9 protein-coding genes are annotated in these 12,213 nt (G+C 64.6%); 7 read left to right on the forward strand and 2 right to left on the reverse strand.

What is annotated here, in order from left to right; all coding sequences use genetic code 11:
• Positions 1 to 290 precede the first annotated feature (290 nt).
• Entirely contained in the window at positions 291 to 3,803 is a 3,513-nt protein-coding gene (locus tag B2W22_RS21460) for an autotransporter outer membrane beta-barrel domain-containing protein (RefSeq protein ID WP_286939493.1), read from the forward strand.
• 81 nt (positions 3,804 to 3,884) lie between these two features.
• Here B2W22_RS21460 and B2W22_RS21465 read toward each other — a convergent pair whose 3' ends face one another.
• Positions 3,885 to 4,730 carry a DMT family transporter gene (locus B2W22_RS21465; RefSeq protein WP_286939494.1) on the reverse strand — a complete coding sequence of 282 codons (846 nt, stop codon included), beginning with the start codon at positions 4,728 to 4,730 and terminating at the stop codon, positions 3,885 to 3,887.
• A 45-nt stretch (positions 4,731 to 4,775) separates the two neighbouring features.
• Positions 4,776 to 5,669: a LysR family transcriptional regulator gene (locus B2W22_RS21470; RefSeq protein ID WP_175122286.1), complete on the reverse strand. Its 894-nt coding sequence runs from the start codon at positions 5,667 to 5,669 to the stop codon at positions 4,776 to 4,778.
• A 110-nt stretch (positions 5,670 to 5,779) separates the two neighbouring features.
• Here B2W22_RS21470 and B2W22_RS21475 point away from each other — a divergent pair, with 110 nt between their 5' ends.
• The 6 genes from B2W22_RS21475 (at position 5,780) to B2W22_RS21500 (ending at position 12,031) form a co-directional block, all read left to right on the forward strand.
• Positions 5,780 to 6,784: a Bug family tripartite tricarboxylate transporter substrate binding protein gene (locus B2W22_RS21475; RefSeq protein ID WP_175122287.1), complete on the forward strand. Its 1,005-nt coding sequence runs from the start codon at positions 5,780 to 5,782 to the stop codon at positions 6,782 to 6,784.
• Between the two features lie 66 nt (positions 6,785 to 6,850).
• A complete protein-coding gene (locus tag B2W22_RS21480) occupies positions 6,851 to 7,570 on the forward strand; it encodes a PIG-L deacetylase family protein (protein ID WP_175122288.1) in 720 nt (239 codons plus the stop codon).
• A complete protein-coding gene (locus B2W22_RS21485) occupies positions 7,567 to 8,256 on the forward strand; it encodes a 4-carboxy-4-hydroxy-2-oxoadipate aldolase/oxaloacetate decarboxylase (protein WP_175122289.1) in 690 nt (229 codons plus the stop codon). Before B2W22_RS21480 ends, B2W22_RS21485 begins: the two co-directional genes overlap by 4 nt.
• Positions 8,257 to 8,446: 190 nt before the next feature.
• A complete protein-coding gene (locus tag B2W22_RS21490) occupies positions 8,447 to 10,642 on the forward strand; it encodes a TonB-dependent receptor (RefSeq protein WP_175122290.1) in 2,196 nt (731 codons plus the stop codon).
• Positions 10,643 to 10,652: 10 nt separating this feature from the next.
• Positions 10,653 to 11,822 carry a PepSY-associated TM helix domain-containing protein gene (locus B2W22_RS21495; RefSeq protein ID WP_175122291.1) on the forward strand — a complete coding sequence of 390 codons (1,170 nt, stop codon included), beginning with the start codon at positions 10,653 to 10,655 and terminating at the stop codon, positions 11,820 to 11,822.
• Positions 11,819 to 12,031: a hypothetical protein gene (locus tag B2W22_RS21500; protein ID WP_175122292.1), complete on the forward strand. Its 213-nt coding sequence runs from the start codon at positions 11,819 to 11,821 to the stop codon at positions 12,029 to 12,031. Before B2W22_RS21495 ends, B2W22_RS21500 begins: the two co-directional genes overlap by 4 nt.
• Positions 12,032 to 12,213 lie beyond the last annotated feature (182 nt).

Below are 12,213 nucleotides of genomic sequence, written 5' to 3' on the forward strand. Positions count from 1 at the left end.
CGTCCCGGTGCGGGACTGGGTTTGCGGGCCGCTTTTCGAAGCGGCCCTTTTTTCGTCCGGACACCGGGACGGCCCCGGTTTTGCACATTGTTTCGGGAACTGGTCTGAATTGTTGCGTGTTACCGCGTTTTTGCAAGAGGGGGAGCGAGCTTTAGAAGTCTTTCGATGTGCGAGCTTGCGGGGCGTCAAGAGAATGGTTGCTTTTTTTCGTGGCGGTTCTGCGGCGCTGCAATTGGCCGGCATCTGGCTTTTCGCATCTCCGAAGCCGCGCACGGGTTACGGAGCTTGCAATGCACTTCCCCCTTTCCCCGGTTGTCGCGGCGATTCTCGCCGCCACGATCCCGGCCTTTCCCTTGATGGTGTTGGCGGCGCCGATATCTCCGATCCTCCTCGATGACCCAGAAGGCAACGTGACAGTGGTGGTGGTCCCCGGGTCGAGCATTACGGTCAGCACGGGAGATGCAATTCGTGTCAACCACGGCAATAGCGTGTCCGGCGCTGGTTTTACGCTGACCACCGAAGGAGACGGCCGGGGCGCGCATGCCTACGGCGGCGGCAAGATCAGGATGGCGAGCAGCACGATCCAGACGCAAGCCGGCGCTGCATTGTCTGCGTCCCTGGAAGATAGCGCTATCCACGCCGACATCTCCCTCCTATCCTCAGAGGCAACGACCGTGCTTGCGACCGATGCGGGCCGCATCGAACTGCTTGGCGGAGCCGTGTCGGGATCGGGCGGTTTCCTGGGGACAGTCCGGGCTTCCGATGGGGGTGTCATCACGGCAAGTGACCTGGAGATCAAGAGCATTGATCTCAATGGCGTCAACAGCTATGGCGTGCGCGTCCAGTCAGGCGGGCGCGTCGAACTGTCCAACGTCATTGTGTCCAGCGTGGATGACATGGGCGCGGCGACCGGGGCGGACCTTTCGGTGCAAGAAGGCACGCTGTTGCTGACCGATAGCCAGGTCAAGGCAGGAAGCACGGAAAACGCCACGGCGGCAACCATGCATATCTCGCAAAACGCCATCGTCACCATTCAAGGAAGCACCATTGAAGGCCAGATATCCGTTATCGACGGTTCCAGCCTGACCGTGACGGATACGGTGGTTGCTGGTCCGCATTCGGTGAGCTTCGGCGTGCTCTTGTATAACGAGACGACGCAAACCGGTGTGTCTTCGGCGTCTTTGACGAACGTGACGATCGGCAGCGAAGCCGTCGCGTTCAACGAGGGCGTCACGGTGATGAACAACCATGTGATGACCGGAAAGAACCTGGACATCCGTGCGGACTTGTATGCGATCCGAAGCCGCAATGGGGCGGTACAGATTGAAGGCGGGACCTTACGCGGAAGACGCGCCGGCCTGTATGCACACTCGATCGATGACACGGCGACGACAACGATCGACGCCGTGGGAACGCATATCCTGGCCGAAGCCATGAATGCGGTAGGCGTGAGTGCCAACCATCGCGGCACGCAAGTGACATTGGACGGGGTTACCGTGGACGTGTCCGGCAGCGCGGGCGCAGCGCTTCGGGCAACCGACGAGGCACGCATCGACGCTGTCAATTCGCAGTTGAACGGGCAATCCACAGGCTCGATCGGCGTGCAGATGCTTGGAAACATCGGCGCCGGCGACACGACGGTTTCGCTGAGCGACACGCAAGTCATCATGACGGGCCAGAACGCAAACGGCGTGCAGAGCGTGCGCTACGAGCCGCAGGGCGCCAACTCGCTCGTATTGTCGAACGGCAGCAACCTCCAGACCCACGATGGTGTGGGGTTTCTCGTCAGGGGTGGAGACCACGACATCACCGTTCAGAACGCCACCGTGGTGGCCCGAGCCGGCGGCGACGAAGCCAGCGGCATCCTGCTTAGAACGCAGGCGACCCCCAGCGCGGGAATCGTCCCCGGGCAACCGTACCAGACGCAACGCGTCACCCTGAACGCCACAGGCGCGCTCATGACGGGCGACGTGTTGACCTCCGACAGCGGCCGCGTCGATATTGACCTGGCCAGCGGCAGTGAGTGGACCGGCGCGGTGCGCGCGGGGCAGGGTTCGGTGGACAGCGTCAAGTTAGACGCCAGCAGCGTTTGGAACATGCGCGGCGATTCGGCCGTCAAGACCCTGACCAACGCGGGTGTCGTGCAGTTCGTGTCTCCCGGTGCGCAATCTGGATTCAAGACGCTGACCGTGTCCGACTACATCGGCGGCGGCACCTTGGTCATGAATACCCACCTGGGCGACGACACGTCCCTGACCGACCGGCTCGTCGTGGACGGCGGCGCGGTCACGGGCACCACCGGGCTGCGTGTCTTGAATGCAGGCGGCGCAGGCGCGTTGACCACGCAAGGCATCCGGCTCGTGCAAGCCACCAACGGGGCCACCATTTCAGGCAATGCTTTTTATCTGGACGCGGACTCGACTGGCTATCGGCCTTCAACCATTAGCCTGGCGCTCAATGGCTACGACTATTTCCTGGTTCAGGGCGGCACGGGCGGCGTGGCGTCCGATTGGTATCTGACGTCAACGACGCCGCCGGAAGAAGGCGGCGCCACGGACCCGGGCGGTCAGACGCCGCCCGGAAGTGGCGTTGAGACACCTCCTGGTGGCGGCATCGAAACGCCGCCGGGCAGTGGCACCGAAACGCCTCCTGGCGGCGGCATTGAAACGCCTCCTGGCGGCGGCACTGAAACTCCGCCGGGCAGCGGCACTGAAACGCCGCCTGGCAGTGGCACCGAAACGCCGCCTGGCAGTGGGGGGACGACACCTCCCGGTAGTGGCGGCGGCGCCACCGGTCCTGCCCCGGGCACGCTGCAGAACGTCTCCCCGGAAAGCGGCGCGCACATCGGCAACCAGTTCGCAGCCACCCGCATGTTCGTACATCGCCTGGCGGATCGTAGCGTGGCGCAAACGTCGGCCGGCCAGTCTGCACCCGCCAGTGCGGCATCCCGGCAGTTGTGGGCACGTACCGAGGGCGCGCGCCATACCGGAATGGAACTTCAGCAAGGCCGGGTAAGCATCGATACCGACACCGCCATGCTGCAGTTGGGCGCCGACCTGTTGAGCACGCGCCTGGGTCAGCAAGGCGTCCTCAAGGCAGGCGTCATGGCCGGCGCGGGCGATGCACGCACGAACGCCACTTCCCAGCTCATCCACCCCGGTACCGGCATGGCGATGCGCGTTGACGCCCGCGGCAAGGTCACCGGGTATTCGGTGGGCGTCTATGCAACGGCTTACGCCGACGATGCCACCCGCCTGGGCGCGTACGCCGACTCGTGGTTGCAGTTCGGCCGCTACTCCAACGAAATCAATAGCGAACTGGGCTCGGCCCGTTACCGTTCAAACACCTGGACCGCATCGGTGGAAACCGGCTACGCCTTCAAGCCCTTCGCTGCGGATTCGGCATTGGGTTCGATGGTGGTGGTGCCGCAGGCACAACTGGCCTATACGCGTTACAACGCCCAGGACGCCGTCCTGCCCAGCATGACGCTGAAAAATTCGCCCGCCAGTTCGGTCACTTCGCGCGTGGGTGTCCGGGCGTACCCGCTTGGCAACGACGCCGCCACGTCGCCGGTGCGGCCTTACGTCGAGGCCAATTGGCTGCATAACTCGGGCAGCGCGAAAGCCAACGTGGGCGCCTCGACGTTCCAGGCAACGCCGATGCGCGACGCGGCGGAACTGCGAATCGGCGTGGCCGGAAATGTCCGCGAGTCGTGGCAGGTTGGCGGCGAGCTGTTCGGCCAGGCTGGAAACGGCGGTCAGCGGGGCTACGGCGGCATGCTGAACGTCGGGTATCGCTGGTAGCCTGCGCGCTGAAGGGCGGACTGCAATGCGGGCCGTTGATGGCCGCGGCGGTCTGCCCTTCATGGCGATGGCCGAGGCGATTCAAGCCACGCGCTTGTTGAGAATCACCAGAGACACGCCCGCCAGCACGAGCGCGGACGCGGCCACCAGCAAAACCGTCAGCGGTTCATTCAGAAACAGCGTCCCGCCCAACGCCGCCAGCACCGGGACACTGAGCTGCACGGTGGCGGCGCGCGTCACGTTCAACCGTTTCAGCGCGGCGTACCAGAGGATGTACCCCAGGCCCGACGTCAACGCGCCAGACGCCACGGCATAGGCGGCGCCGGCGGCGTCGAGCCGAACGTGCGACATGACGAACTGCGCAAGCAACAACGCCAGCGCAACCGGCGCGGCGCGGATGAAATTCCCGGCGGTTGCCGCCACCGGATTCCTTGCGCCCCGGCCCAGCAGCGAATAAATGCTCCACGCCACGCCGGACAGGATCATCAGGAATCCGTAGAACACGGGTGGCGCGTCCGTACCGGGCAGCATCAACGCGACAAGCCCGGCAATCGCCAACGCCATGCCAACGCATTGCAGCGGCGCCAATCGTTCGCCAATCGCCAGGCCGTACAGGATCATGCTGATCTGGATCGCCCCAAACAGCAGCAGGGCGCCCGTGCCGGCGGGAATATGCGTGTACGCAAAGGAGAACGCCAGTGCATATGCCAGCAGCGCCAACGCACCCGCCCAGGACCCTTCCAGACGCTCGGACTGCCGTCGCAGTGCCAGCACCAGCCATAGCATCAGCGCACCCGACACAACGCGGATGACAACGAAGGTGGTGGGATCGATCGCCGTCTGTTTGAGCGCGAGGCGGCAAAGCAGGGAATTGCCGGCAAAGGCCAGCATGGCGGAAAGGGTGAGCGCGAAGAGGCGGAGGGTCATGGCGGGGGTCTTTGAATCACCACTGCGATCCGCGGCCTCTGCCGTCTACTGCACGGCCGAAGCGGTCTCGCGGAACCGCTGCACCAGCGGAGAGCCGTCTTCCGAACGATACGCCAGCAGCACCTGGCTTTGGGCGTCTGGCGTATCCAGTTCGCGATAGGCCACGCCGGGAATGCCCGTTTTCATGTAGGTGTCGGGGAGGATGGAAATGCCCATCCCCGCCGCGACCAGACCGATGATGGTTGCGCCTTCGCGCGCCTCCTGGCCGACTTGCGGGGCGAAGCCCGCCCGGTTGGCCAGTACGCTCACGTGGTCGAACAGGCCGCAGCCCAGTCCGCGCGGGAACAGGATGAAGGATTCGTCTGCCAGGTCCGTCATTGACAGCGGCGTGTCACGGCGCGCCAGCGGATGCGATTGCGGCAGGGCGGCCATCAGCCGGTCGGTCCACAGCGGCAGCGTCGCGATGTTGGGCGGCGGCACGAACAGGATGGATGGCCGCAGAAATCCCACGTCGATGTCTTTGGAAGCCAGCGCCCGCAATTGCTGGCCCGTCGACTGATGGCTCAAGTCCACGCCCACGCCGGGAAAGTCCGTGCGAAAGGCATGCACGATGCGGGGAAAGGCGTCGAACATCGGCACAGACGCCGTGAATGCCACGCGGATCTCGCCGGTTTCTCCCAGCGCCGACTGCCGCACGACCTCGCCGGCGCGTTCCAGGTGGGACAGCGCGCGGCGCGCCTGGTCCAAGAACAGCGCGCCCGCCTGCGTCAGTTCCACGCTGCGGCTCGTGCGGGTCAGGAGCGGCGCCCCGAGTTCTTCTTCCAGCGCCTTGATCTGCAGGCTGAGGGGCGGCTGGCTGACGTGCAACCGGCGCGCGGCCCGGCTGAAGCTCAGTTCCTCGGCGACGGCGACGAAGTAACGCAGTTGGCGGAAATCCATATTGATTTGGAAAGCAAATAGATGATCTTGAAAAACGGTATTGGACGATATGAGTGTACGCCGCGCATCATTCGGGCATACCAACACGTATAACGACACAGGAGACAACCATGAAGGCTTTCAAGCCCTCCCGGTCCCGCCGCACGTTTGCCGCCGCCGCAGGCGTGGGCGCACTGATCGCCGCCATGCTGGCGCCGCTGCCGGCTGCCGCGCAGGCCAATTTCCCCGACAAGCCGATCCGTATCGTGGTGCCGTATGCCGCCGGCGGCGGCGTGGACATCGTCACCCGCCTGGTCAGCCAGAAGATGGGTGATGCGCTGAAGCAGACGATCATCGTCGAAAACAAACCTGGCGCGGCCACCAATATCGGCATGGACACCGTGGCGCGCGCCCCGGCGGACGGCTACACGCTGCTGACCGCGTCGAATACGCTGGCCGCCAACGGTGCGCTGTTCTCCAAGCTGACCTTCGATCCCGCGCACGACTTCACCCCCGTGGGCGCCATCGGTTACGCGCCGCTGGCCGTGGTGGTGCCGGTCGAGTCGTCGTTCAAGACCTTGAAGGACCTGACGGACTATGGCCGCGCGCATCCCGACAAGCTGACCTACGCGTCGGCCGGCAACGGCAGCTCCGGCCATCTGGCCAGCGAACTGCTCAAGCGCGAGAGCGGTATGAAGGCGCTGCATGTGCCGTACAAAGGCGGTTCACCCGCGGTCACCGACCTGTTGGGGCAGCGGATTTCCTTCATGTCCATCAACCCGCTGGAAGTCGTCTCGCACGTGAAGGCGGGCAAGCTGCGCGCATTGGCCGTGCTGGACGACGAGCCGGCAAGCATGCTGCCCGAGGTGCCCACGGTGGTGTCGCAAGGCCTGCCGGGCGCGATGGCCACGGTGTGGTGGGGCTTGATCGGCCCCAAGGATTTGCCGCCCGAGGTCACGGCAAAGCTGAATGCCGCGCTGCAATCCGCATTGAAGGACCCCGCCGTAAAGCAGCGCTTCGGCGAAATGGGCGCGGTCGTCACGCCCGGTACGGACAAGCAGTTCGGCCAATTCGTGGCAGCGGAGACCACCAAGTGGACCAAGGTCATCAAGGACGCGGGCATCAAGGCTGATTGACCGCGCTCGCGCTGGTACGGGTCCGCAGGGCGGGTCCGGCCGGCAACCATGCATAGAGGAACTGAAATGGAACGGCAAAAGAACGGGCTGGTGGTCAGCGCGCACTCCGCGGACTTCGTCTGGCGCGCGGGCGGCGCCATCGCCCTGTACGCCAAACGCGGCTGGAAAATGACCGTGGTCTGCCTGTCGTTCGGCGAACGCGGCGAATCCGCCAAGCTGTGGAAGCAGCCGGGCATGACGCTGGAACGCGTCAAGGCCGACCGCCGCGACGAAGCGCGTCTGGCGGCCGACATCCTGGGCGCGGACATCCGGTTCATGGACTGCGGCGACTATCCGCTGCGCGTCTCGGACGAGGCGCTTTTTGAACTGGTGGATGTGTACCGCGAACTGCAGCCGGAATTCGTGCTGACGCATTCGCAGAAAGACCCCTACAACTTCGACCATCCGCTTGCCACGCACGTCGCACAAGAGGCTCGCGTGATTGCGCAGGCGCACGGGCACCATCCCGAGCAGGCGGTGCTGGGCGCGCCGCCCGTGTTTCTGTTCGAGCCGCACCAGCCCGAGCAGTGCGAGTGGAAGCCCGAAGTGCTGTTCGATATCTCCGAAGTCTGGGACCAGAAGCGCCGGGCCTTCGAAACCATGGCCGCGCAGGAGCACCTGTGGGAGTACTACACCCGCGTCGCCTTGCAGCGCGGCGTGCAGGCATCGCGCAACTCGAACCTGAAGATCAAGTACGCCGAAGGCTATCAGCGCGTGTTCCCGCAAGTCACCGGGGAGCTTGCATGAGCATTGCCGTCAGGAACATCGACCGCGGCGACAGCAGGGTCATCGCACGCCTGGCGTCGGCAGGCGTGGCCACCGCACACGAGGCGCAGCATCGCACCGGCCTGCTGCAACCCTACCTGCGGCCCGTGTACGCAGGCGCATCCATCGCAGGCAGCGCCGTGACGGTGTTGGCGCAGCCGGGCGACAACTGGATGCTGCACGTTGCGATCGAACTCTGCCGGCCGGGCGATATCGTCGTCGTGGCCTGCGCGTCGTCGAGCGAGGACGGCATGTTCGGAGAACTGCTTGCCACCTCGATGCGCGCACGCGGCGTACAGGGGCTTGTCATCGACGCGGGCTGCCGTGATGTCGCGGCGCTGAAGGACATGCAGTTTCCCGTGTGGTCGAAGTGCATCTCTGCCAAGGGCACGGTCAAGGCGACGCCCGGGTCGGTGAACGTGCCGGTCGTGTGCGCGGGCGCGCTCGTTCAGCCCGGCGATGTCGTCATCGCCGACGACGACGGCGTGTGCATCGTGCCGCGCGAGCGTGCGGCGCAGGTTGCTGACGCCTGCGATGCGCGGCTGATTAACGAGACGGCCAAACGCAAGCGGTTGGCCGCCGGGGAACTGGGGCTGGATATCTATGGCATGCGGGAAAAGCTGGCCGCGGCGGGGCTGGTATACGTGGACCGCAATCCTGGAGCCTGAAACGCCGGCGCAGAAACTTAAGACGACCGCCTCAAGCGATGGATGAGGCCATCTGGATGACTCTTAGGGCCGCCGGCACAGATTCCACGATTGATGCGCCGATGCCACATCAAGATAACCCCCCATAGCGATAACTAATAAGAATGCTTATCATGCGCGTTTTACATAAAAGAACGCATGGGGTGGGGCTGTGGGTAAAGCATCGAAAGGCCGTCAAGGCAGGCAGAAGGGCGTCGCCCTGGCAGTGAAGCAGGCACTGGCGGGCAGCGCCGCGCTCTATGCCGCGTCGGTTTCCGCGCAGACGCAGGCCCCGGCTCCCGCCGGGATCACCGTCCTGCCCACCGTCACCGTGACCAGTGCCCCGATCGCCCTGGGCGAGGCGCCTGCGCCCATCGCCGGCGGCCTGATCGGCGGCGGCGCCCGCATGGGCATCCTGGGCAACACGTCCGTCATGGACACGCCGTTCAGCGTCACCAGCTATACCGCCCAGACCATCGAGAACGAGCAGGCGCGTTCCGTGGCCGACGTCGCCACTATGGATCCGTCCGTGCGCATGAGCAGCGCGCGTTCGAACATCAACGAAGACCTGACCATCCGCGGCTTCAATGTGCCGACTGCAGACTTCGCGTTCAACGGCATGTTCGGGCTGACGCCATATTGGCGCGCACCGGTCGAGACCCTGGAACGCGTGGAGATCATCAAGGGCCCGTCCGCGGCGCTATTCGGCATGACGCCGGGCGGCAGCGTGGGCGGCGTGGTCAACCTGGTGCCCAAGCGCGCGACCGATGAGCCCATCACCCGGCTCACGGGCTCAGTCATGTCGGACTCCGTCTTTGGCGTGCATGCCGACGTCGGCCGCCGTTTCGGCGAAGGCAACGCGTTCGGCATCCGCGTGAACGGGATGCTGCGCGACGGCGACACGCCGATCAAGGACCAGTCCACGCGCGAAGCGCTCGGCTCGGTTGCACTGGACTATCGCGGTGAAAGACTGCGGTCGTCCCTGGACCTGATCTGGCAGAAGGAACGCATCGACAATGTCGTGCGCCAGTTCCAGCTTGGCGACGACCTGACCTCGATTCCCGAGGCGCCCAGCAACAAGAATCCGTATCCCGGCCTGGGCTGGAGCGACGGCCGCAATACCGCTGGCGTCTTCAAGATCGAATACGACATCACGGACTACCTGACTGCCTATGCGGGCTACGGCCAGCGCAAGCTGGACTGGGACGCCTTTGCCGCCAACCCCGTGCTGCAGAATTCGCAGGGCGATTACTCATTTTTCGGCGGCTGGCAGCGGATGACGGTGGACAGCAAGTCCACCGAAGCCGGCCTGCGCAGCAATTTCAAGACCGGCCCCGTGAGCCACAAGGTCGCCTTCAGCTACACGCTGCTGGACCAGGACTCCGACCTGGGCTTCAACACCGGTTTCCCGCCCGGCAATTCCAACATCTACGCCGGCAACACCTTCGACACGCCGTCCATCTCGGGCGTCAGCAATCCGCTGAACCGTTACCAGAGCGTCAAGCTGACCAGCTATGCGCTGGCCGACACCCTGGGCTTCATGGACGACCGGCTGCAGTTGACGCTTGGCGTGCGCCGCCAGAACGTGCAGGGCCAGAACTACAACTTCACCAACGGCGAGCCCAGCGGCCCGCGCTACGACAAGAGCGCGACCACGCCGCTGGCCGGCGTCGTCTTCAAGGTGCGGCCGGACCTGTCCGTCTATGCCAGCTACGTCGAAGGCCTGTCCCAAGGCGACACCGCGCCGACCAGCGCGGCCATCACCAACCCGGGCGAGACGCTGTCGCCGTTCAAGTCCAAGCAGAAGGAAATCGGCGTCAAGTACAACCTGAACGACAACATGCTGGCCACTGTCGCCCTGTTTGAGCTGACGCGGCCCAGCTCCGGCATCTCTGGCAACACCTTCGGCGAGTTCGGCGAACAGCGCAACCGCGGCGTGGAAGCCAGCTTTGCCGGCGAAGTCACCAAGGGCGTGCGTCTGTTGGGCGGCATCAGCTATATCGACGCCGTCATCAACAAGGCCACCACGCCCGACCTTCAGGGCAACAAGGCCATCGGTGTGCCTGACTGGCAATTCAACCTGGGCGCCGAGTGGGATACGCCCTTCGTTCCCGGCTTGACGGTGTTGGGCCGCGTCATCTACACCGACAGAACGTATGCCAACGCCGACAACAGCCTGTCGGTGCCAAGCTGGACCCGCGTCGACGCCGGTGCCCGCTACGAAACCAAGATCAGCGGCACCCCCGTCACCTTCCGCTTCAACGTCGAGAACCTGTTCAACCGGAACTACTGGGGAACCGCCACCGCCGGTTATCTGTTCGTAGGCTCGCCGCGCACCTACACGTTCTCGACCAGCATCGCCTTCTAAGGAGGCAGATATGTCCACGCAAGCCTGGTCATGGATACACAAGTGGAGCAGTCTGATCTGCACGGTCTTCATGCTGCTGCTGTGTCTGACCGGGCTGCCCCTGATCTTTCACGAAGAGATCGAGCACCTGTCAGGCGTGGTCGAAGCGCCGCCCATGCCCGCCGGCACGCCCAACGCCAGCATGGACCAGATCGCCCAGACCGCGCTGGAACGGCGCCCGGGCGAAGTCATCCGCTACATGTTCTGGGATCAGGACGAGCATCCCGACATTACGTATGTCTCGATGGCCAGCGCCGTCGACGCCCCGCCCGAGGAGAACAACGCGGTTGTCATCGATTCGCGCACGGCCAAGGTCCTGGACGAGCCGGCTACCGACGAAGGCTTCATGTACGTCATGCTCAAGCTGCATACCGATATGTTCGCCGGCCTGCCGGGCATGCTGTTTCTGGGCGCAATGGGCCTCTTGATGGTGGTCGCCATCGTGTCCGGGGTGGTGCTGTATTACCCCTTTATGCGACGTCTGAAGTTCGGCGCGCTGCGCACCCAGCGCAGCACCCGCGTCAAATGGCTGGACTGGCACAACCTGCTGGGCATCGTCACCGTGGTGTGGCTGCTGGTCGTTGGCATCACGGGCAGCATCAACACCTTGAATCGCGTCGTGTTGAGCCTATGGCAGATGGACCAGATGGCGGAAATGACCGCGCCGTTCCGCGGCCTGCCGCCGGTTACGCAACCCGCACACCTGGAAGACTCCATCCGCACCGCGCGTGCCGCGGTGCCGGACATGGCGGTGAGCCTGGTGGCGTTTCCCGGGACGATGTTCTCCAGCCCGCACCATTACACGTTCTTCATGAAGGGCAATACGCCCGTGACTTCGCGCCTGCTCAAGCCGGCGCTGGTGGACGCGACGAATGGGGAACTGACCGACACGCGCGAAATGCCGTGGTACGTGAAGACCTTGTTCCTGTCGCAGCCGCTGCATTTTGGGGATTACGGCGGCTTGCCGTTGAAGATCCTCTGGGCGGTGTTGGATCTGTTTGCGATCGTGGTGCTGGGTAGCGGGTTGTACTTGTGGCTGCGCAAGCCCAAGGCTGCGACGGCTGCCAAGCCCTTGGCAGAGGATGCTGCTGAAACCGCCAATGCGCTGCGCCAAAGCGACCGTCAGGAGGCTGCGCAATGAACAGGACGAGCGAAGCGCGCGGCGCGCGCACCGAACACCTGCAGTCGGCTGGCGAGGTGTTCCGCGCGCCCATCTGGCTGGGCGTGGCGTCGGTGGTGGGACTGGTGTCGGCGCTGCTGGGCGATGGGGTGTGGGATGGCGTGTCGTGGTTGGCGATCTTTGCGCCGATCGGGGCGGTGTGGTGGGCGTGGCGGAGGCGGGGCGGGTGAAGTCTCCTTCATCTCGCCGCCGGCCGCTCGTCAGTGGCGCGCGGCCATCAGCGTAAGCACGTCGCTTAGCGATTGAACGGAGTCCGCTGACTTTGACGTGGCCGCGTGCCGGTCAAGGTGATAGCCGTGAATGCCGAATTTTCGTGGCCCGATCATGTCGGCCTCGATGGTGTCGCCGATCA

The sequence above is a fragment of the Achromobacter sp. UBA4530 genome (assembly GCF_002388205.1).
Taxonomy (GTDB): domain Bacteria; phylum Pseudomonadota; class Gammaproteobacteria; order Burkholderiales; family Burkholderiaceae_B; genus Achromobacter; species Achromobacter animicus.

Coding starts and splice junctions, on each gene's coding strand:
- B2W22_RS21495 (WP_175122291.1), top strand. CDS start 10,653: ATGTCCACGCAAGCCTGGTCATGGATACACAAGTGGAGCAGTCTGATC.
- B2W22_RS21460 (WP_286939493.1), top strand. CDS start 291: ATGCACTTCCCCCTTTCCCCGGTTGTCGCGGCGATTCTCGCCGCCACG.
- B2W22_RS21500 (WP_175122292.1), top strand. CDS start 11,819: ATGAACAGGACGAGCGAAGCGCGCGGCGCGCGCACCGAACACCTGCAG.
- B2W22_RS21480 (WP_175122288.1), top strand. CDS start 6,851: ATGGAACGGCAAAAGAACGGGCTGGTGGTCAGCGCGCACTCCGCGGAC.
- B2W22_RS21465 (WP_286939494.1), bottom strand. CDS start 4,730: ATGACCCTCCGCCTCTTCGCGCTCACCCTTTCCGCCATGCTGGCCTTT.
- B2W22_RS21470 (WP_175122286.1), bottom strand. CDS start 5,669: ATGGATTTCCGCCAACTGCGTTACTTCGTCGCCGTCGCCGAGGAACTG.
- B2W22_RS21485 (WP_175122289.1), top strand. CDS start 7,567: ATGAGCATTGCCGTCAGGAACATCGACCGCGGCGACAGCAGGGTCATC.
- B2W22_RS21475 (WP_175122287.1), top strand. CDS start 5,780: ATGAAGGCTTTCAAGCCCTCCCGGTCCCGCCGCACGTTTGCCGCCGCC.